This window comes from Acidovorax sp. BL-A-41-H1, from assembly GCF_051942715.1.
This window is the reverse complement of the sequence record NZ_JBPVJQ010000006.1, coordinates 255,653-275,800: the sequence shown is the minus strand read 5'-3', so window position 1 is coordinate 275,800 and position 20,148 is coordinate 255,653. Positions and strand designations below refer to the sequence as shown.

The following is a 20,148-nucleotide window of genomic DNA, read 5'->3' as shown; positions in this document are numbered from 1 at the left end:
TCAATTTTAACGGCGAACATGGCGCCCCCCTCTTCCCCTACCCCGTACCTCTGTGGCCTGGTCTGGTTCCGCCGCGACCTGCGTGCCGATGACCAGGCTGCCCTGCACCATGCCCTGAGCCAGTGCCAGGAGGTGCATTGCGTTTTTGTGTTCGACAAGGAGATTCTGGACGACCTGCCACGCCAGGACCGCCGGGTGGAGTTCCTGCGCGAGACGCTGGTGGAACTGGACGCCACGCTGCGCGGCCTGTCGCCACAGGGTGCTGGCGGGCTCATCGTGGAACACGCACTGGCTGCAGAAGCCGTACCGGCCCTGGCAGCGGAGCTGGGCGCGCAGGCAGTGTTTGCCAACCACGACGACGAACCCCAGGCACTGGCCCGCGATGCACTGGTACGCACGCGGCTGGCTGCGGCGGGCCGGGCTTTTCACACCTTCAAGGACCACATGGTGCTCGAGCGCAGCGAAGTGCTTACGCAGTCCGCCTCGCCCTACAGCGTGTTCACGCCGTACAAGAACGCGTGGCTGAAGAAGGCCGACGCGCAGGTGCTGGCCGAGCAGCCCGTGGCCCCCCTGGCCCACCGTCTCGCCCCCTTGCCGCAGGCGCGTCGTCAGCCCGTCCCCACGCTCAGGGAACTCGGGTTTGAACCGGCAGGCCTTTCGGAGCTGAAGCTGCCCACCGGCAGCAGAGGCGGGCAAGCACTGTTCAAGGATTTCCTGGACCGCATCGACCGCTACGTAGACACGCGCAACTTCCCGGCCGTCAAGGGCCCCAGCTATCTGAGCGTGCACCTGCGCTTTGGAACCGTATCGCCACGCCTGCTCGCCCGCGCGGCCCATGCCCGCATGCTTTCTGGCAGTGCCGGTGCCAGCACGTGGCTGAGCGAGCTGATCTGGCGCGACTTTTATTTTCAGATCCTGCACCACCACCCGCATGTCGCAGAGCGCAGTTTCAAGCCCGCTTACGACGCGATCCAGTGGGAAGCCGGGTCACAGGCCGAAGCGCTGTTCACGGCCTGGTGCGAAGGGCGTACGGGGTATCCACTGGTGGATGCGGCCATGGCGCAGATCAACCAGACGGGCTACATGCACAACCGCCTGCGCATGGTGGTGGCCAGCTTTCTGGTCAAGGACCTTGGCATCGACTGGCGCTGGGGCGAACGTTACTTTGCCAGGCAACTCAACGACTTTGACTTGGCCGCCAACAATGGCGGCTGGCAATGGGCCAGCTCCAGCGGCTGCGATGCCCAGCCGTATTTCCGCATCTTCAACCCGGTCAGCCAGAGCCAGAAGTTCGACCCGGAGGGAAAGTTCATCCGGCGCTACCTGCCGCAGCTGGCAGCGCTGCCCACACCGGCGCTGCACGCGCCCTGGGCGGCCAGGCCGCTGGATCTTCAGGCGGCCGGCATCACGCTGGGGCGGGACTACCCGCTGCCTGTGGTCGACCATGACATTGCGCGCCAGAAGACGCTGCAGCGGTATGCGGTGGTCAAGCAGGTGGCAGGTTAACGCCCGTCAGATGACCACGGCCTGGCCCGTCCGAGGCCTGCACTCGCCTCGCATCAATACCGCGTGATCGGCTCCGCCTCGCGCACGGGTTCTGTCATGCGCATGCCGGCAATCTCGAACGTATTGCCAGCAGCCAGGCGCAGGCGAAGGCTGACATCGGTGCGGTTGTCAGCGTGGGCAATGGCCTCTTCAGGCGAGATCGAGCCCGCATCCACCATAGCCAGCAGAGACTGGTCGAAGCTGCACATGCCCTGCTCGCCGCTGCGCACGATGGCGGTCTTGAGCTCGTCGATTTGCCCCTTCTGGATCAGTTCGGACACGAAGGGCGTCAGCAGCATGATTTCGGTGGCGGGCACAAGCTGCCCCGACAGCCCGGGGACGAGGCGCAGCGCGACCACCGCGCTCAGGTTGAGCGAAAGGTCCATCAGCAGTTGGCGTTGCGCAGTTTCCGGGAAGAAGTTGAGGATGCGCTGCACGGCCTGGTTGGCGTTGTTGGCGTGCAGCGTGGATACGCACAGGTGCCCTGATTCCGCATAGTGCAGCGCGTGCTGCATGGTGGCGCGGTCGCGGATCTCGCCGATCATGATCACGTTCGGCGCTTCACGCATGGCACGGCGCAGCGCTTCGTCGTACGAGCGGGTGTCCAGGCCCACCTCACGCTGTGTGATGAGCGACTTCTTGTGCGTATGCAGGTACTCGATCGGGTCTTCTACCGTGAGGATGTGCCCGCCCGTGTTGGCATTGCGGTGGTCCAGTAACGACGCCAGCGTGGTCGTCTTGCCCGAACCTGCAGCGCCCACCGTGAGCACCAGTCCGCGCTTGAGAAATGCCAGCTTCTTGAGCACTGGCGGCAGGCCCAGCTCGTCCAGCCCCGGGATGGAGGACACCACATGGCGAATGACCATGCCCACCTGGCCGCGCTGCATGTGAACGTTCACGCGAAAACGCTCACCGTCGGGCGTGTCGATGGACAGGTCGCACTCCATCGTGGTCTCGAATTCGTGCCGCTGCTCGGGCCGCAGGATCGAATAGGCCAGCTGCCGGACCGCGTCGGGCGTGAGCAGCTGCCTGCCCAGTGGCACGAACAGGCCCTGGCGTTTGATGGTGGGCGTGGCGCCCGCCATCAAAAACAGATCCGATGCCCGCTCGCGCACCACGACGGCAAGACACGCCAGCAGGCGTGGATCAGGTATCACAGGTGCTGCGGGGGTCGATTTCATGCATCTTCCTCAGATCGAATCGGAGCATTGCGCGCACGAAGCCCGACGCACAGTTGAGTGCGTTTTGGCACTCCGCAAACGTCAAGGGCCTGCCCCGCAGGACAGGCCCTCGTGAGTCGCCGAACATGGCGCCGATACGGTATGTGCCGTTCAGGCTTCTACCCCTGCCGCAAGCCGGGCATAGTGCTGGATCAGGCTCAGCAGCTCTTCGTCCGAATAAGGCTTGCCCAGGTAGTGGTTCACGCCCAGCTCCATCGCATGTTCGCGGTGCTTTTCGGCAATGCGCGATGTGATCATGATGATGGGCAGGTCGCGCAACGCACCATCGGCGCGGATGTTGCGGGCCAAGTCGAAGCCGTCCATGCGCGGCATTTCGATGTCGGACAAGACCACGGTCGGGCGCTCTTCCTGCAGCCGCTCCAGCGCCTGGAGACCATCGGCAGCCAGTGCCACCCGGTAACCTTCGCGCTGCAGCAGGCGCTGCGTGACGCGGCGCACGGTGATGGAATCGTCGACCACCAGGACCAGCGGTACATGGCTCGGGCCTGCCAGTGGAGCCACGCCTGCAGGCTTGCCCGTTGCCGTGCTGCCGTCTGCATCCTGGGCAGGCGGCAGACCCACGCTAGCAGCGCGCACCTGGTCGCCATACACGGTCGACAGCGCCACAGGGTTGTAGATCAGCACTACGGCACCTGAAGCCAGCACCGACATGCCGGCCAGGCCAGGCAGACGGGACAGCTGGGGGCCGAGGTTTTTCACCACGACTTCCTGGTTGCCCAGCACTTCATCCACGTGCATCGCGATGCGTTGCGCGGCACTGCGGAAGATGACCACAGGGCGGGTCTTGCCACCGGGCTCATTGCTGCGGGCAGATGCCTGCAACAGCGCGCCCGACCAGAAGAACGGCAGCTTCTCCATGCCGTCGTCGAAGTAGCCTGTGCTGTAAGCCTCTTCCAGGTCGGCTGCAGAGGTGCGACGGACGATTTCCACCACGTTGGCAGGCACGCCAATGGCAAGATCGCCCGCACGCAGCATCACCACCTGCGTCACCGCCGTGGTCAGCGGCAGGACCATGCGGAACGCTGCGCCCTTGCCCGCTTCGGTGGAGGTTTCGATGCGACCGCCCAACGCGTTGATTTCTGCGCGAACCACGTCCATGCCGATACCGCGGCCGGCAAGGCCCGTCACTTCAGTTGCCGTGGAGAAACCGGGCATGAAGATCAGGTTGGCCGCTTCCGCATCGCTCAGCGTCACGTCGGGGCCCACGATGCCCTGTGCAAGCGCCTTTTCGCGAATGCGCGGCAGGTCCAGGCCTGCACCGTCATCGCGGAACTCCACAGAGACGTCGTTGCCTTCCTGGTGAAGTTCAACGGTGATCGTGCCGGTGGCCTGCTTGCCTGCGGCGGTCCGCACCTCGGGGTCTTCGATACCGTGGGCGACGCAGTTGCGCAAAAGGTGTTCGAAGGCCGGGGTCATGCGGTCCAGCACGCCGCGGTCCATCTCGATGGAGCCGCCGGTGATATCGAGCTTGATCTGCTTGCCCGTTTCCTTGGACGCCTGGCGCACCACGGCATACAGGCGCTCGGCAATGCCCTCGAACTCCACCATGCGGGTGCGCAGCAGGTCGCGCTGCAGTTCACGCGCCTGACGGCCCTGGGCGATCAGGTCATCCTCGGCGCCTTCCATGGCACGCTGCAGGTTGCGCTGCACGGTGGCCACGTCGTTGACCGACTCTGCCATCATGCGCGTCAGTTCCTGCACGCGTGTGAATCGGTCGAACTCCAGCGGGTCGAAACCGGCTGCCGAGTCCTTGGACAGAGCCAAGCGCGACTGCATCTGCGATTCAGCCTGAACCTCGATATCGCGCAACTGCTGGCGAAGGCGGTCCAGATTGCCCGAAAGGTCGCTGAGCGAGCTGCGGAACTGCCCCAGCCGTACATCCAGGCGCGAGCGGCTGATCATGACCTCGCCAGCCTGATTGACCAGACGATCCAGCAGCTGCGCCCGCACGCGAACCGACTGGCTCGCCGCAACGCGCAAGGGTGCCAACTGAGAAGGGCCCGGCATACGTGCTGCAACGGGAGCAGGCCCCGTGGCAGCTGCTACCGCATTCGACGCACCTGCCTCCAGTCCAGCCACAGAGGGTACCCGGTCCGCAGCGGGAGCCGTGGGCAGTACCACTACCGTGTCAGCGGACGTCTGGCCAATGGCGCGCAGCGCGTCAAAGTTCGCCTGCAGCCCGTCGAAACCGGCCTGAAGCGGCTCGATCTGCTCGGACGTGACCGTTTCGGCATCCAATGCCTCGATCGCCGATTCCAGGCGGTGTGCCATCTCGCCCAGGCGCATCGCACCTGCAAGGCGCGAACTGCCCTTGAGGGTGTGCAGCGCGCGAAGAACCTCGTTGCGGGCGCCCATGTTGTCGGGCCGCGATGCCCACTGGCGCAGCGCACCGCCCAGCTGCGGAAGCAGCTCCTGGGCTTCTTCCTCGAAGATCGGAAACAGGTCGGGATCGATGACGTCGATCGCATCGATGTCGTCATCCACGTCCGAACCCAAAGCCACTGCGTGTGCAATCGCGTCGTCGATCTGCTGGTCCTGGTCACGCACCACTACAGAGAGAGCGGGAGCCACGTGCCCGTGCGGGACTTCAGGAACAACAGGCGCGGCCTCGGCGGTTTCAGACAGCTGCTGGGCAAGTCGTACGGCATCGTCCGCATCGGCTGCGGCCTGCGCGTCCGCCTCTTCTTGGAGCGCTGCGGCCAACATGGCTTCGGCGTCTTCTTCGGGCGGCGACAGCGTGTTCTCGACTTCGGCCTCCAGAATGCGGCGAAGCTGTTCAAGCACCTCCGCACTTGGCTCCTTGAGGAACCCGGCGGCAAACTGGTGCAACAGACGGCGTACGTCTTCGGCGGCGGCCATGAAGACGGTAGCCTGCTCTTCGGTTCCGCCAGACTGGAGCTGCACATGCTGCAGCGCATGCTCCAGCACACGAGCTAGTTCCGAGAGGGCGGTGAAGCCGACCGTTGCCGAGCTGCCCGCCAGCGAATGCGCCAGCGCAACCGCGGTATCGGGCAGCGGTTCGTGCAGCTCGAGAGACCATTCCTGCAGGCAAGTTACCAGCCGGCGCGACCATTCGTCGGCTTCGTTGAGGTACACGTTGTACAGCGGGATGCCGATGCGCAGCGTGTCGATGACCTTGACTGCGTCGTCATCCGACCCATCGTCGGACGCCATTGCAGCGAGTGGCTCCTCGTCGCTGGCCGATGGCACCGCCAGCGCATCCTCGGGCTGTTCGACCAACTCGGGCAAGGGCAACTCGTCCGGCTCGTGGGCAGCGTCTGCCGACGGCGTGTCGGTGGCTACCATGGCGGGAGCACCCGCGTCCTCCAAAGCCGGGAGGGTCAGCGAGAAGTCTGCCGCCAGCGCATCGACGGCAGCGGGTTCAGCCAGATCCAGCTGGTCGTCTGTTGCCACAAAAGCAAGCTCTTGCGCAGCGGATGCTTCGGGGGCGATGTCGGAGCTGGCGTTTTCCAGCTCGGGCAGTTCCAGATCCAGTTCGAAGTCGACGCCGGCAGGGTCCACCGGCGGGGCTGCGTCACCAGCAGCGGACGCGTCGAGCGCAGCTGCGAAAACCGAGAAGTCGATTTCTTCCGCAGCATCGGGCGCGGGCACCGGCGCCGCTGCAACGTCGGCCTCGGGAAACACGTCGGAGATCTCGGTGACCTGAAAGTCAGGCATCGCCATGACTTCGTCGAGGGTGTCCGCCGCCGACTCCTCGGCAGGCGATACCTCCAGGATCTGGGTGCGCATGAGCTCGGCGGGCACCTCTTCAACGGCCGGCGTCTGGGCAGCACGGCCACCGGGTACTACCAGCGGAACCAGAGCGCCGTCGACGCGCATCGCGTCAGCCGACTTGCGGAAGGCTTCAGGGCTCCATCCATCCACCGCGCCAGACGCAATCCCGTCCGCCCATCGACCAAAGGCCTGCAGTGCATCCGTGGAGAGTTCGTGCAGACCCGGGTGCACCGGCTTCTGTTCTGCCAGCCAGGCATTGAGCACCTGCTCCATCGACCAGGCGGCTTCGCCAAAATCGTTGAGCCCGACCATGCGCGAGCTGCCCTTGAGCGTGTGGAATGCCCTGCGCAGGGTAGTTTGCTCGCTCAGGTTGCCCGGCTCGTCGCGCAGCACATCCAGCGCGGCAAGGCCAGTGGTCACCACCTCGCGTGCCTCCTCCAGGAACACGTCGAGCAGCTCGTCTTCAATGGCCGGGCGCACTACAGGCTGTCCGGCCGACGTCAACGCAGGAGCATCCGTGGAAGGTGCCGGCGCCTCGGTGAAGGAAATGTCTGAGCCAAGTCCGGCTGCCGACGGGCTTTGATCCCAAGGCCGGGAGTGCTCGCCATGAAGTTCGGGCAGCGAGCCGAAGTCCGTAGGTTCGCTGAGTTGCGGCTCCACCGGGAACCGTGGCACGACATCGGGCAAGGGCGTGGGAGCACGCTCATCAAGCTTGGCGGGGGCCTCTTCGCGGGCATCCGAAGCGCGACCGCGGGTCTTGCCCATCAGGATGCGCAGTTCACCCAGCTCTTCGTCATACACGAACAGCTTGCGCGCCATGGTGCGCTGGTAGCTGAGCATGTCGATCAGGAACCCCAGCGCACCCAGGCTGTTGCCCAGCTTCTCGAACACGGTCTGGCGGTCGGCTTCAGCCACCTCGTTGATCAGCAGGCGTTCCACGGTGTCGCGCATGCGCACCACAGCCAGCGAGGCCTGGTCCAGCCCCAGGACCGACAGCACACCGCGCATCTGCGCAAGGTGCCCAGGCACCGGGCCCAGCAACGCGGCGTCGGCCGGATTGCGGAAGTACAGGTCCAGCGCCTTTTCCGCCTCGCCCAGGGTGGCACGCAGTTCGTCCACCACGCTGCCCATCGTCTGGTTGTCGCTCACGCGCCGGTACAGCTCTTCCATCCACTGCTCAAGTGGCTCGGGCTCTGCACCGGTGCCTACGGCGTCAAGCCGCTCGGCCAACCGGTTGGCCCGCGCTTCCATCTGGCCATCGGCCGCGTCGAGCTCTTCGAACGCTGCCTGGAGATACAACACCGAAGTCGCGACCTCCATGGCCAGGGCTGGCGATGGGGGCTCACCCGCTCGGGTGGTGGACTCGGTCACGCGTGTCAGGGCCTGCGCCAGCGCCTCGCTCCCGGGGAGCAGTTTGCGCAGCGAGTCGCACACCAGACTGAACTGGTCAGCTGCGGGCTTGAGCTTGTTGCGATCACCCCCCGCAAGCGCCGACCAGGTTTCGGTGGCTGCAGCAATCCGCTTCCTCGCCTGCGCCAGAATGGCCGGGTCGAAACGGCCGAAACGCGCGTTTTCGTAGTCGACGGGCTTGTAGCGGTCGAGCGCGAAAGCCTGCCGCACGGCCTGCAACGCAGGTGCGGCCTGCAGGCCGGCCTCGGGAAGACGCGCCTGTGCACAGAAAAAAAGCAAGTCCTGTACCAGCCGGTCTGCAATGGTGGGGTCGCCTTTGGCAAGGGTTGCGTACTGCATCAGCACGCGTGACGCGACGCGTTTGACGTACACATCCGCCGGCAACAGGCCCAGGCCGAACGCCTCGAAGAAGCCGGCGCAGATTTTCCAGAACGCGCGGGGCTCACGGTCCTTGGCAGCTGCCACGATACCGAGGCAGGTATCCCTGAGGTTCAGGGCGGCGCGTGCGTCGCCCGATTTGACGATACGCAACACCGCCGAATCCAGGCGTGCCCGTGCCTCGGGGCCGTAAGGCAGGGGAGCTGCAGATGAGGTGCCCTCGGGTTCGCGGAAGCGGCGCTCCGCTGGCCAGAGGTCGGCGGGGTGAACGCGGTCCGCCCCGGCAAGTGCCTGGGCATCTCGGTATTGCGGAAACAGCGCGACAGGCGAGGTCGCTTTGCCCGCCAGCACGGTTTCGAGGTATTCGATCAGCGCGAAGCTGGCGCGTTCAATGACGGCCGCAGCCTGGTCGCTGCACAGCTCAGGCCGCTGTACGAACTTCTGTACGGCGGACTCCATGGCCCGCAAGACCAGCGATGGCGGGCCCATGCCCACCATTTCAAGGGCGCCGCAAGCCTGGTGCAGCTGCTGCCGCGCAATGCGCAGCGAGCCCGCGTCCAGCGCAGCCAGATCCGATTCGCGCGCGGTCTCGGCGTCGCGCACAAATCGCCGCATGGCCTTGACGGCGCCATCGAGCGACTTGCGCAATTCATCAAGCACCCAGGCCAGAGGACCCAGGTCCTGATCGACCTGTGGCCCGTCGGCGCCCGGTGCGTTATTGACATCGATAGATGACATGGATTCGTCCCCGGCCTCTGTGAGCCAGCTGGTTGATGAGTGCCGCGGGAGGGTCAGGCGATCTTGAACCGTGCTACCGACTGGCGCAGCTCTTCAGCCATGTGCGAGAGCTCTCGAACCTGTTGGGCCGTGGTGCGGGTACCTTCACCGGTCTGCTCCGTCACCGCAAAAATGTGCTGGATGTTGTCGGCCACTTCGTTGGCCAGAACGGCTTCGCGGGACGTGGAAGATGAAATCTGCTCAATCAGTTCAGCAAGACGACGCGACACGCGGTCGATTTCGGTCAGGGCAGTACCGGCACTGTCGGACAGTCGGGCCCCTTCCACCACACCCTGCGTGGAGCGCTCCATAGCGGCCACGGCATCCTGGGTGTCGGTCTGAATCGCCTTCACGAGCGCCGAAATCTGGCGCGTGGCGTCTGCAGAGCGCTCGGCAAGCCGCTGCACTTCTTCGGCCACCACAGAGAAGCCGCGACCGGCTTCACCGGCAGACGCCGCCTGGATGGCAGCGTTCAGAGCCAGAACGTTGGTCTGCTCGGTAATGTCCGAGATCAGTTCGGTGATTTCACCGATCTCCTGCGACGATTCGCCCAGGCGCTTGATGCGCTTGGAGGTGTCCTGGATCTGGTCGCGGATGGAGTTCATACCGCCGATGGCGTTCTGCACGGCCTGCAAGCCCGAGTCAGCCGCTTGCAGCGACTGGCGCGCCACCGTGGCGGATTCTTGCGCTTGCGTGGACACTTCGTTGATTCGGGTCGCCATGTCCAGAACAGAACGGCCGGTTTCACGGATTTCGCGCAGCTGCTCGGTCGATGCCGCCAGCAGTTCGGTCGACGTGCTGTCCACCTGGGCCGTCGTCTGCGCCACGCGGGTCGCCGTGTTCTGCACGCTGCCCACCAGCTGGCGCAACTCTTCCACCGTGTAGTTCACCGAGTCGGCAATGGCGCCCGTGATGTCTTCCGTCACCGTGGCTTCCTGGGTCAGGTCACCTTCAGCCACCGACTGCAGTTCGTTCATCAAACGCAAAATAGCGGCCTGGTTGGCGTCGTTGATCCGCTTGGCTTCCTGCTCCTGGCGCTTGGCGTCCTTTTGCTGCATTTCAGCAGCAGCCTGCCGTCCACGGCTGTCGAGCAGCTGCACGCGGGAAATGCCCACGCCGCAAAGAATCACGAACAGACCGGCCAGCGTCAGTGCAGCCAGCGGGCCGCCGCCGATGCCCGTCTGTGCGGACAGCTTGCCTTGCAGGCCTTCAAGCTGGCGACGCAGGGGTTCACTGTCGGCAATGATGGCGGACTGGGCTTCACGCGCAGACACCAGGCCTTGCAGGTTGCCCAAAATTGCACTGGCTTGCGTGCGGGTCTGTTCATACAGCTTGATCAGCGCTTCCAGCTGTTCGCGGGTCTGTGCATCCTTGGTGGCTGCCAGGCGCAGTTCAGGGCTTCCGTCGAGCAGGCCTTGGGCGATTTCCTTGAAGGAGTTCAAGTCCTTGCCCAGCAAGAACACAGCCTCGGGGCTCACGCCTTCCATGGTCTGGAATTCGTTGGCCGACTTGCCGATACGCTGGGTCAGCATCACCAGCTGGCCGGCGGCAGAGATTTCGGCGGCAGGCGCGTTTTGCTGGAGCTTCAGCGAAGAAACCGTTTCCGCGATTTCAAGCAGGTCGGAAGACTGGCGGTTAATGGTGCGCAGAGCGTCACCCACCTGTGTCAGGATCTTTTGCTGACCCATCACGACGGCTGCATTGCGCTCGGCGCGCTCCATCAGCGGATTCACGGAATCAAGGTCCGGCTTGAAGGTTTCGCCCAGCGACTGCACGTTGAGTTCGCCGTCACCCGCATTCAGGGCGCGCACGTTGCGGGCCAGAACGCCGGAGCTTTCCACCACGTCCGGGAAAGCCTGCGGGCTACCCACCAGGGCCTGCGACACCGATTTCGCAAGACGTTGCGACTGCATCAGCGACTGACCCGTGGCAGCCAGTTGTTGTGCGGACTTGTCCGCCTGCTGCAGCACCCAGCCGGCAATCAGCGCCAGCACAATCACGCCAATGGCCAGCAGGCCCAGCAGGCGTCGCTGGTGGGCTGGAGCGGTGGCTCGTCCGAGCAGCGGTAGCGAGATGAGGTCTTCGTCGTTGTCAGGGCTGGTGAGCTCGGGGGTGTACCCGCCGTCAGGATCGCCCTGCACGCTGTTCAGCGCGTCAGCCTGATAGCCGTCACGCAGCTGGCTGCCATCGAGGGCGCCGGTCGAGAGAAGGTCCTGCCCGTCATCGGCGCCGCCTGCAGCAGGCGTGGCAGGTTTCCGGTTGAACATTTTTCCAAATTGATTGACGACGGACATGGTGCAGCCTTACAGAAAAACTCAAGCACTGATGCTCAGGAAAGCGGGGTGTTGCGACAGGACCTGCAGGTTCAGTTCCTGCCAGCGCGTGCCGCTCGAATCGATATACGTGGTGCCGAAAAACGAAGGCGCGTCCTGGGCGGGAGGCTCCGACGACACAAAGGCATCGGTGCCGCGCAGGCCGGCAAGCCGGTCCACCAGCAGAGCGGCGTTCACGTCCAGGGCCGCATTGAAAGCCAGCAGGCTGGACTCGGCGAGGGCCTGGTCGGTACGCACGGCGTCCGATCCCAAAAGACCCGCAAGGTCCGCCACGCCCACCAGTCCGCCGCGCAGATTGGCAACGCCCAGAAACCAGCTCTGGGTATATGGCACAGGCTGAACGGTTACCCAGGGGAAAATCTCCCCGGACTGCGCCAGGGGCAGCAAATAAAAACCCCCGCCCGACTCGACAGCCAGCCAGGATGAAACGGAAGTGCCCTCGGACCGAGCCGCCTGGAGGCGACTGGCAAGACGGGTCTGGAGCTCTCTGAGGGCTTCGCGATTGGCCATGAACGCGCTGCAGCCTCAGTTCAGGGCGTCGATCTTGGCCTGCAGTTCGGCAGGATCCACCGGCTTCGTGATGTAGCCACGTGCGCCCTGGCGCATGCCCCACACGCGGTCGGTTTCCTGGTTCTTGCTGGTGCACATGATGATGGGCACATCGGCGTACAGAGGGTCGCGGGTGATGGCGCGGGTCAGCTGAAACCCGTTTTGCCCGGGCATCACGACATCCATCAGGATCAGGTCGGGCTTTTCTTCTGCCAGACGACGAAAGGCCTCGTCGGCGTTCTCGGCGGTACGCACCTGCATGCCTTTTTTCTGAAGCAGGTCAGTCAGGAACATCAACTCGGTCTTCGAGTCGTCGACGACCAGTACTTTTTGAATGGGCATTACATGGCTCCTTGTTGCGAATTGCCAAACTGCTGCACAGCCTGCAGCAACTGGTCTTTGGTAAATGGCTTGGTGAGATATTCCTGGCATCCAACCATGCGACCACGCGCCTTGTCGAATACACCATCCTTGGAGGACAGCATTACCACGGGAGTATCTGCAAATCGGGCATTGCGCTTGATGATGGCGCAGGTCTGGTAGCCGTCGAGTTTGGGCATCAGGATGTCGCAGAAAATCAGCTGGGGCTGGTAATCGTTCACCTTGGCCAATGCGTCAAATCCGTCATCAGCCAGCAAAACTTCGTGGCCGCCCTGTTTCAGGAAGATCTCGGCGCTACGACGGATGGTGTTGCTGTCATCCACCACGAGCACTTTGAAGGTTGCGCCGTTTGTATTCAATTGTTACTGCTCCCGATGGAAAAAGAAACAACGCAGCCGAAGCTGCGTTTCAAATCTGAACCATCTCGAAATCCTCTTTGCGGGCGCCGCATTCAGGACAGGTCCAGTTCATGGGCACATCGTCCCAACGCGTGTTGGGTGCGATCCCGTGTTCTGGTGAACCCAGGGCCTCGTCGTAAATCCAACCACAGATCAAGCACATCCAAGTTTTTGAATCGGTCACAGCTTAAAGGGCCTTCACATAGAATGCAACGATTGTATCTAGGCATCTCAGCGGGCTGGGCAGCGATGCTCTCCATCCAGCAGGATCTGGTCCATGACCATTAAAGCATCCCCTCCCCCCCCCGAAAACCCTGATCCCGACGAAGATGAATCGGCCGACGCAAGCCCTGCCTGCGTACTGATATTCAATGCCAGCGACCCCAGCGGCGCCGGGGGCCTGACCGCCGATATCACCACGGTGGCGTCGGTGGGCGGGCATCCGATTGCTGTTGTCTGCGGGGCCTATGCCCGCGACACCGCACAGATTTTTGACCATTTTTCCTTTGACGACGAGGCCGTTTCAGACCAGGCGCGCGCCGTGCTGGAGGACCTACCGGTGCAGGCAATCAAGATCGGCTTCGTGGGCAGCCCCGAGAACATCAGCGCCATTGCCGAAATCACGGCGGATTACGACGAGATCCCTGTGATTGCCTACATGCCCAACCTTTCCTGGTGGCGTGAAGAACTGATCGACGAGTACCTGGATGCCTTCCGCGAGTTGCTGTTGCCGCAGACTTCAGTGTTGGTTGGAAACAACAGCACGCTGTGGCGGTGGCTTCTGCCGGACTGGACCGGCTCCCGCAACCCCACCCCACGCGACATCGCGCGCGCCGCGTCCGAGATGGGCGTGCCCTACACCCTCGTCACCGGCATCCCCCTGCCCGAGCAGTTTGTCGAGAACGTGCTGGCATCGCCGCAGACCGTGCTGGGCAGTGGCAAGTTCGAACTGTTCGACGCCACCTTTTCCGGCGCGGGTGACACTTTGTCTGCCGCCGTGACCGCCCTGGTCGGCGCGGGCAACGACCTGGGCGAGGCCACCAGCGAGGCACTGAGCTACCTCGACCGCTGCCTGGACGCCGGCTTTCGCCCCGGAATGGGCCATATCGTTCCCGACCGTATGTTCTGGGCGCAGCCTGATGACGACGAAGACGATGAAGAGGGCGCAGACGCCGCAAGCCCCGCCGCCGGCGCCCCCCTTCTTGACGAGACCCAGGCCCTTGAGGGCTTTGTGATGCCACCCCATGACACCAAGCACTGATCTCAATATCCCCCTGTTCGAACGCGCCAAGGCGCTGATCCCCGGCGGCGTGAACTCGCCTGTGCGGGCCTTCAAGGCCGTGGGCGGCACGCCCCGCTTCGTCAAACGCGCCAAGGGCGCCTACTTCTGGGACGCCAACGACCAGCGTTTCATCGACTACATCGGCTCCTGGGGCCCGATGATCCTGGGCCACGGCCACCCCGCCGTGATCGAAGCCGTGCAAAAGGCAGCGCTCGAAGGCTTCAGCTTTGGCGCGCCCACCGAACGCGAGGTCGAACTGGCCGAGGAAATCCTGGGCTTGGTGCCCTCGATGGAGATGATCCGCCTGGTCAGTTCGGGTACCGAGGCGGGCATGAGCGCCATCCGCCTGGCGCGCGGCGCTACGGGCCGCAGCAAGTTCATCAAGTTTGAAGGCTGCTACCACGGCCATGCCGACGCGCTGCTGGTGAAGGCTGGCTCCGGCCTGGCCACTTTTGGCAACGCCACCAGCGCTGGCGTACCGCCCGAAGTGGTGCAGCACACGCTGGTGCTCGAATACAACAACGTCAGCCAGCTCGAAGAAGCCTTTGCCCTGCATGGCAAGGAACTCGCCTGCGTGATGATCGAGCCCATCGCGGGCAACATGAACTTCGTGCGCGCCAGCGTGCCCTTCATGAAACGCTGCCGCGAGCTGTGCACCGAGTACGGCGCACTGCTGGTGTTTGATGAGGTGATGACCGGCTTCCGCGTGGCCCTGGGCAGCGCCCAGAGCGTCTATGCTAAGAGCATCCCCGGATTCAAGCCCGACGTGACCGTGCTGGGCAAGGTGATTGGCGGCGGCATGCCGCTGGCAGCCTTTGGCGGGCCCCGCGCCATCATGGAACACCTGGCCCCGCTGGGGGCTGTGTACCAGGCCGGTACCCTGTCGGGCAACCCGGTGGCTACCGCCTGCGGCCTGACCACGCTGCGCGAGATCCGCAAGCCCGGTTTCTTCGACGCGCTGTCGGCCACCACCCGCTCGCTGGTCGACGGGCTGGCCCAGGCGGCCCGCGAAGAAGGCGTGCCCTTCAGCGCCGACTGCGAGGGCGGCATGTTCGGCTTCTTCCTGCTGCCCGAGCTGCCGCAAAACTACCCGGCGGTGCTCAAGACCGACAGTGCCCGCTTCAATCAGCTGTTCCACGGGCTGCTCGATCGCGGCGTGTACATCGCACCTGCGCTGTACGAAGCCGGGTTTGTGAGCGGTGCGCACACGGCCGATGACATTGCAGCCACGGTGGCAGCGGCGCGCGAAGTGTTCAGAACACTATCGAAATAATAGCTGCCAGTGCAGATAAATCCTGCACTGCAGCCTGTTTTGACCTTAAATCCCCCGCCCAGGGGCCTTACAGCAGGCCACGCAGCTCCCGCGCTGCCTCCTGCAGCAGGGGCAACATGTCGCGCTGCAGGCTGGCTTCGTCCATCTGCCGGGGCGACACCACCACATTGAGCGCCGCCACCGTGCGCCCCTGCGGGTTGCGCAATGGTACGGCCAGGGCCAGTACATCCAGTTCATGCTCCTGCGCGGCCAGGCAGAAGTCATCCAGACGCACCTGCGCGATCGCCTGCCGCAGCAACCCGATCTGCGTGATGGTGTGTGGCGTAAGCCGATGCAGCGGATGCGCCTTGAGCCAGGCCGTGAGTTCTGCCGGTGGCAGCGCTGCCAGCAGCACACGGCCGGTGGACGTGGGGTGCGCCGGCAGCCGCGCGCCCAGATGCACCCCGTAGGCCAGCAACCGCGTCGGCGCGCCGTAGCCGCCGCTGCGGGCCACGATCACGACTTCGCTGCCATCCAGCACCACGGCCGAGAACGACTGCTGTGTCTGCGCCGCCAGCCGGTTGAGCGTGGGCTGCAGCACCCGCGGCAGCCGCGCTGAAGCGAGGTAGCTCCCCGACAGCCGCAACACCTTGGGCGCCAGCCAGAAGTAGCTGCCATCGGTTTCCAGATAGCCCAGGTGCGCCAGCGTGAGAAGGTGGCGCCGGGCTGCCGCGCGGGTCAGCCCCGTACGCTCGGCGGTGAGTGTGGCGTTCAGCCGCTGCCGCTCGGTGTCAAAGCTCTCGAGCACGGCCATGCCGCGCGCCATGCCTTCGATCAGGTCTGATTTGGCAATGGGAACACTGGTCATCGGGCTTGCGGCGTGGGGGCGGAGGGGTACGGTACGGGGCGGGACGCAGACGGGCTTTGGCGCAGGGTTTCGATGCCACAACAGCGCTGCGGGGCACCGCACGCACCTCAACCATCACACACCGGCCATTGACACGCTGCGCGATGATCGCACAAATCGATTGATTTTCGCGCAAAGCCTCCGACTACGGCCACACTTTTGACCCGCATCAACCTACGCTTGGAAGCACTGCCTTACCCCTTGCCCCACGTTCAAAAGGTTGCTTTCCATGCGTACCCAGGTTGCCATCATTGGCGCAGGCCCCGCCGGCCTGCTGCTCGGCCAGTTGCTCCACAAGTCCGGCATCGATGCCGTCATCATTGAACAGCGCAGCCCCGACTACGTGCTCAGCCGCATCCGCGCAGGCGTGCTGGAGCAGGTCTGCATGGACCTGCTGGACAAGGCAGGCGTCAGTGCACGGGCCCACGCCGAAGGGCTGCCGCACGACGGCTTTGACCTGCTGTTCAAGGGCGAACGCCACCGCATCGACCTGCAGGCCCTGACGGGCGGCAGCCGCGTGACCGTGTACGGCCAGACCGAGGTGACACGCGACCTGATGGATGCCCGCGCCGCGGCGGGCCTGGTGACGGTGTACGACGCACAGAACGTGGCCGTGCACGACTTCGACAGCGCGCATCCCCGGGTGACGTACGAAAAGGACGGCCAGACGCACGAACTGGCCTGCGACTTCATTGCCGGCTGCGACGGCTTTCACGGCGTGTGCCGCGCCAGCGTGCCCGAGGGCGCCCTCCACACGTATGAGCGTGTGTACCCGTTTGGCTGGCTGGGCGTGCTCGCCGATGTGAAGCCCGTGGCGCACGAGCTGATCTACGCCAACACCGAGCGCGGCTTTGCACTGTGCAGCATGCGCAGCCATACCCGCAGCCGCTACTACCTGCAGGTACCCACGACCGACAAGCTGGAGAACTGGACCCTCGACCAGTTCTGGACCGAGCTGGGCCACCGCCTGGATCCGGAAGCCCGCGCCCACCTGGAAACTGGCCCTGCGCTGGAAATGAGCATTGCCCCGCTGCGCAGCTTTGTGGCCGAGCCCATGCGCTTTGGCAGCCTGTTCCTGGCAGGCGACGCCGCCCACATCGTGCCCCCCACCGGCGCCAAGGGCCTGAACCTGGCCGCCAGCGACGTCGGCTACCTGTGGAATGCGTTTGCCGACTTCTACAACGACAAATCCCGCGCAGGCATCGATACTTACTCCGACCGCTGCCTGCGCCGCGTCTGGCGTGCAGAGCGCTTTTCGTGGTGGTTCACCTCACTGATGCACCGGTTTCCCGAAACGGGCGAGTTCGGCCAGAAGATGCAGGAGGCCGAGCTGGACTACCTGGTGCATTCGCGTGCCGCATCCACGGCGCTGGCCGAAAACTACGTGGGTCTGCCCATGGACTTCGGCACCTGACTGGCGGCAATGGGTGGATTCGCCCTCGGGCCACACGCTCGACCGTGTGCACTGGGGGCTGGCCAGCGGCAACGCGCCATGGAGACCAACGAGTCTTCGCATCACTCCGTGCGGTGTGCCCCAGCGCGGATGCGCCACCGCGCTGCTTGTCTTGCCCATGGCGCGACTGCTGGCTGCAAAAAGTCGTCTTGCGCCCCCTCCGAAACCGCTCCAACGCATCCCGCCCGGATCGTGCAGCGATTCCAAATGCTATTAAAATAATAGCATTCAGGCATTATTTCACGTGGGCCAGCGGCCAAAAATGCTTGAAAACACTTCCAAATACGTCCAGAGCTGGTCCGAGCAGTCGCACGCCGCCCCGGAACCCTGGGCGCCCGGCTCAGCGCGTTGCGCCGGTGCTCGCAGCCGAAGGCGCGGCATCCACTGGCGCCAGTGACAGAAGCCACTGCGCCATCTCGCGCGCCTGCGCTTCCGACACGTGGGGCTGGCGCGGCATCACGACCCGCCCCCATTCGCCCACCCCGCCCTCGCGGATCTTGCGCACCAGGTAGTCGGCCGCGTCGGCACGGCCGCTGTAGCGTGCCGCAATCTGCCGGAACGACGGGCCCACGTAGTTGCGGTCCATGCCGTGGCAGCGCAGGCAGTCACCACCCTCCACCGCCGTGCGGCCGGGCAGCGCTGCGGTCGGCGCGGGAACTGCATCGGTGGCGCCCGGAGCACCCGCATCTGCGCCCCGCACCGCGGCGGGCAGCATGCGCCACCCCAGGTTGAGCATGCCCAGCACCGCCAGCGCCATCACGGCGATCAGGGCCCAGGCCACCCACTTTGGCCGCTTGGGGGGCGCTTCGTCGTCAGGTGGCATGGCGGGCGATCAGGTGGCGGGTGAGATCAGGGCGACCGGTGGCGATCAGTGGCAATCAGTGGCGGAAGTGACGCACGCCGCTGAACACCATGGCCACGCCGCGCTCGTTGGCGGCGTCGATCACCTCGTTGTCGCGCATGGAGCCACCGGGCTGGATCACGCAGGTGGCGCCAGCATCGACCACCACATCGAGGCCGTCGCGGAAGGGGAAGAACGCGTCGCTGGCCACCACCGTGCCCTGCAGCGACAGGTTCGCGTGGCTGGCCTTGATGCTGGCGATGCGGGCCGAGTCGAGGCGGCTCATCTGGCCGGCGCCCACGCCCATGGTCATGCCGCCCTTGCAGAAGACGATGGCGTTGCTCTTGACGTACTTGGCCACCTTCCAGGCGAACAGCAGGTCTTCCATTTCTTCCAGCGTGGGCTGTTTCTGGGTCACCACCTTGAGGTCGATGAGCGACAGGTCGTGGTTGTCGGCTGTCTGCAGCAGCAGGCCCGAGCCGATGCGCTTGGTGTCCATGGCATTGCGGCCACGGCTCCAGTGTGTGGTGCCGCCGTGGTCGGGCAGCGCGATCTTGAGCAGGCGCACATTGGCTTTGGCCTTGAAGATCTCCAGCGCCTCTGCCGTGAAATCGGGGGCCATCAGCACCTCCACAAACTGCTTGCTGACCTGGGCAGCCGCAGCGCCATCGACCGGGCGGTTGAAGGCGATGATGCCGCCGAAAGCGCTGGTGGGGTCGGTCTGGAAGGCCTTGCTGTAGCTGTCGAGCGCATCGAGGCCCACGGCCACGCCGCACGGGTTGGCGTGCTTGACGATGACGCAGGCCGCGGCATCAAAGCTCTTGACGCATTCCCAAGCGGCGTCGGCGTCGGCGATGTTGTTGTACGAGAGTTCCTTGCCCTGCAGCTGCACGCCGGTGACCAGCGAGCCGGGCGCGGGGTTCAGGTCGCGGTACAGCGCGGCCTGCTGGTGGCTGTTTTCGCCGTAGCGCAGGTCCTGCACCTTGATGAAGGCGCCGTTGCTCTGGCCGGGGAACTGGCTGCGCTCGGGCACGTAGGTTTCCGAGAGCTTTTCTGCTTCGAACGTGACGGACGAGAGGTAGTCGCTGATGGCGCCGTCGTACTGGGCGATGCTGTTGAACGCGGCCACCGACAGGGCAAAGCGCAGCTTGTCGGAGAGCTTGCAAGAACCTTGTCCATGGGTTGCCTTGAGCTCGGCCAGCACGGCGTCGTACTGGTCGGCCGCCGTGATCACGCCCACGTCGGCCCAGTTCTTGGCGGCGCTGCGCACCATGGCGGGGCCGCCGATGTCGATGTTCTCGATGGCATCGGCCAGCGTGCAGCCGGCCTTGGCCACGGTGGCTTCAAAGGGGTAGAGGTTGACCACCAGCAGGTCGATGGTGTCGATGCCGTGTTCCTTCAGCGCCGCCATGTGGGCAGGCAGCTCGCGGCGGGCCAGCAGGCCGCCGTGCACCTTGGGGTGCAGCGTCTTCACGCGACCGTCCAGCATCTCGGGGAACTGGGTGACTTCGGCCACCTCGGTCACCGGCAGGCCCTCCTTGGCCAGCAGCTGCGCGGTGCCGCCGGTGGACAGCAGCCTGATGCCCAGCGCGTGCAGCGCCTTGGCAAAGTCAACGATGCCGGTTTTGTCGGATACGGAAAGGAGTGCGTTCATGGGAGTTTTGCG

Annotated in this window: 14 protein-coding genes; 4 read left to right on the top strand and 10 right to left on the bottom strand. The window is 64.8% G+C overall.

Features of this window, described 5'->3' with window-relative positions; all coding sequences use genetic code 11:
* Nucleotides 1-18: 18 nt before the first annotated feature.
* Complete coding sequence (locus ACTPOI_RS14400) at nt 19-1,506, top strand: cryptochrome/photolyase family protein (protein ID WP_440109942.1); 1,488 nt, start codon at nt 19-21, stop codon at nt 1,504-1,506.
* A gap of 53 nt (nt 1,507-1,559) precedes the next feature.
* Here ACTPOI_RS14400 and ACTPOI_RS14395 read toward each other — a convergent pair whose 3' ends face one another.
* From ACTPOI_RS14395 to ACTPOI_RS14365, 7 genes are all read right to left on the bottom strand, one after another.
* Nucleotides 1,560-2,726, bottom strand: a complete 1,167-nt coding sequence (locus tag ACTPOI_RS14395) for a PilT/PilU family type 4a pilus ATPase (protein WP_440109940.1) — start codon at nt 2,724-2,726, stop codon at nt 1,560-1,562.
* A 150-nt stretch (nt 2,727-2,876) separates the two neighbouring features.
* Nucleotides 2,877-9,047, bottom strand: a complete 6,171-nt coding sequence (locus ACTPOI_RS14390; RefSeq protein ID WP_440109938.1) for an Hpt domain-containing protein — start codon at nt 9,045-9,047, stop codon at nt 2,877-2,879.
* A gap of 53 nt (nt 9,048-9,100) precedes the next feature.
* Nucleotides 9,101-11,380, bottom strand: a complete 2,280-nt coding sequence (locus ACTPOI_RS14385; RefSeq protein WP_440109936.1) for a methyl-accepting chemotaxis protein — start codon at nt 11,378-11,380, stop codon at nt 9,101-9,103.
* A 21-nt stretch (nt 11,381-11,401) separates the two neighbouring features.
* On the bottom strand, nt 11,402-11,929 hold the full coding sequence (locus tag ACTPOI_RS14380) for a chemotaxis protein CheW (protein WP_440109933.1): 528 nt from the start codon (nt 11,927-11,929) through the stop codon (nt 11,402-11,404).
* Between the two features lie 15 nt (nt 11,930-11,944).
* The gene (locus ACTPOI_RS14375) at nt 11,945-12,310 is read right to left on the bottom strand and encodes a response regulator (RefSeq protein ID WP_010459520.1); all 366 of its coding nucleotides are present in this window, start codon (nt 12,308-12,310) and stop codon (nt 11,945-11,947) included.
* Nucleotides 12,310-12,708, bottom strand: a complete 399-nt coding sequence (locus tag ACTPOI_RS14370) for a response regulator (protein WP_440109930.1) — start codon at nt 12,706-12,708, stop codon at nt 12,310-12,312. Before ACTPOI_RS14370 ends, ACTPOI_RS14375 begins: the two co-directional genes overlap by 1 nt.
* Nucleotides 12,709-12,757: 49 nt before the next feature.
* Nucleotides 12,758-12,931, bottom strand: coding sequence for a rubredoxin (locus ACTPOI_RS14365; protein ID WP_083235394.1), 174 nt, complete (start codon nt 12,929-12,931; stop codon nt 12,758-12,760).
* A gap of 93 nt (nt 12,932-13,024) precedes the next feature.
* Here ACTPOI_RS14365 and thiD point away from each other — a divergent pair, with 93 nt between their 5' ends.
* Both thiD and hemL read left to right on the top strand, forming a co-directional pair.
* Nucleotides 13,025-14,008 carry a bifunctional hydroxymethylpyrimidine kinase/phosphomethylpyrimidine kinase gene (gene thiD / locus ACTPOI_RS14360; RefSeq protein WP_440109928.1) on the top strand — a complete coding sequence of 328 codons (984 nt, stop codon included), beginning with the start codon at nt 13,025-13,027 and terminating at the stop codon, nt 14,006-14,008.
* Entirely contained in the window at nt 13,992-15,302 is a 1,311-nt protein-coding gene (gene hemL / locus ACTPOI_RS14355) for a glutamate-1-semialdehyde 2,1-aminomutase (RefSeq protein ID WP_440109925.1), read from the top strand. The genes thiD and hemL overlap by 17 nt, the downstream gene beginning before the upstream one ends.
* Nucleotides 15,303-15,369: 67 nt before the next feature.
* Here hemL and ACTPOI_RS14350 read toward each other — a convergent pair whose 3' ends face one another.
* Nucleotides 15,370-16,149, bottom strand: a complete 780-nt coding sequence (locus tag ACTPOI_RS14350; protein WP_440109923.1) for an IclR family transcriptional regulator domain-containing protein — start codon at nt 16,147-16,149, stop codon at nt 15,370-15,372.
* Nucleotides 16,150-16,417: 268 nt separating this feature from the next.
* On the opposite strand from ACTPOI_RS14350, the gene pobA reads away from it, so the two are divergent.
* Nucleotides 16,418-17,602 carry a 4-hydroxybenzoate 3-monooxygenase gene (gene pobA / locus ACTPOI_RS14345; protein WP_440109921.1) on the top strand — a complete coding sequence of 395 codons (1,185 nt, stop codon included), beginning with the start codon at nt 16,418-16,420 and terminating at the stop codon, nt 17,600-17,602.
* A gap of 379 nt (nt 17,603-17,981) precedes the next feature.
* On the opposite strand, the gene ACTPOI_RS14340 is transcribed toward pobA, so the two are convergent.
* Both ACTPOI_RS14340 and purH read right to left on the bottom strand, forming a co-directional pair.
* Nucleotides 17,982-18,464 (bottom strand): c-type cytochrome, encoded by a 483-nt coding sequence (locus ACTPOI_RS14340; RefSeq protein ID WP_440109918.1) that lies wholly within the window; start codon nt 18,462-18,464, stop codon nt 17,982-17,984.
* Between the two features lie 55 nt (nt 18,465-18,519).
* Nucleotides 18,520-20,136: a bifunctional phosphoribosylaminoimidazolecarboxamide formyltransferase/IMP cyclohydrolase gene (gene purH, locus ACTPOI_RS14335; RefSeq protein WP_440109915.1), complete on the bottom strand. Its 1,617-nt coding sequence runs from the start codon at nt 20,134-20,136 to the stop codon at nt 18,520-18,522.
* Nucleotides 20,137-20,148 lie beyond the last annotated feature (12 nt).

What these genes read in the sequence shown, in the direction of transcription:
- ACTPOI_RS14400 (WP_440109942.1), top strand. Translation starts at nt 19, where the DNA reads ATGGCGCCCCCCTCTTCCCCTACCCCGTACCTCTGTGGCCTGGTCTGG.
- ACTPOI_RS14395 (WP_440109940.1), bottom strand. Translation starts at nt 2,726, where the DNA reads ATGAAATCGACCCCCGCAGCACCTGTGATACCTGATCCACGCCTGCTG.
- ACTPOI_RS14390 (WP_440109938.1), bottom strand. Translation starts at nt 9,047, where the DNA reads ATGTCATCTATCGATGTCAATAACGCACCGGGCGCCGACGGGCCACAG.
- ACTPOI_RS14385 (WP_440109936.1), bottom strand. Translation starts at nt 11,380, where the DNA reads ATGTCCGTCGTCAATCAATTTGGAAAAATGTTCAACCGGAAACCTGCC.
- ACTPOI_RS14380 (WP_440109933.1), bottom strand. Translation starts at nt 11,929, where the DNA reads ATGGCCAATCGCGAAGCCCTCAGAGAGCTCCAGACCCGTCTTGCCAGT.
- ACTPOI_RS14375 (WP_010459520.1), bottom strand. Translation starts at nt 12,310, where the DNA reads ATGCCCATTCAAAAAGTACTGGTCGTCGACGACTCGAAGACCGAGTTG.
- thiD (WP_440109928.1), top strand. Translation starts at nt 13,025, where the DNA reads ATGACCATTAAAGCATCCCCTCCCCCCCCCGAAAACCCTGATCCCGAC.
- hemL (WP_440109925.1), top strand. Translation starts at nt 13,992, where the DNA reads ATGACACCAAGCACTGATCTCAATATCCCCCTGTTCGAACGCGCCAAG.
- ACTPOI_RS14350 (WP_440109923.1), bottom strand. Translation starts at nt 16,149, where the DNA reads ATGACCAGTGTTCCCATTGCCAAATCAGACCTGATCGAAGGCATGGCG.
- pobA (WP_440109921.1), top strand. Translation starts at nt 16,418, where the DNA reads ATGCGTACCCAGGTTGCCATCATTGGCGCAGGCCCCGCCGGCCTGCTG.
- ACTPOI_RS14340 (WP_440109918.1), bottom strand. Translation starts at nt 18,464, where the DNA reads ATGCCACCTGACGACGAAGCGCCCCCCAAGCGGCCAAAGTGGGTGGCC.
- purH (WP_440109915.1), bottom strand. Translation starts at nt 20,136, where the DNA reads ATGAACGCACTCCTTTCCGTATCCGACAAAACCGGCATCGTTGACTTT.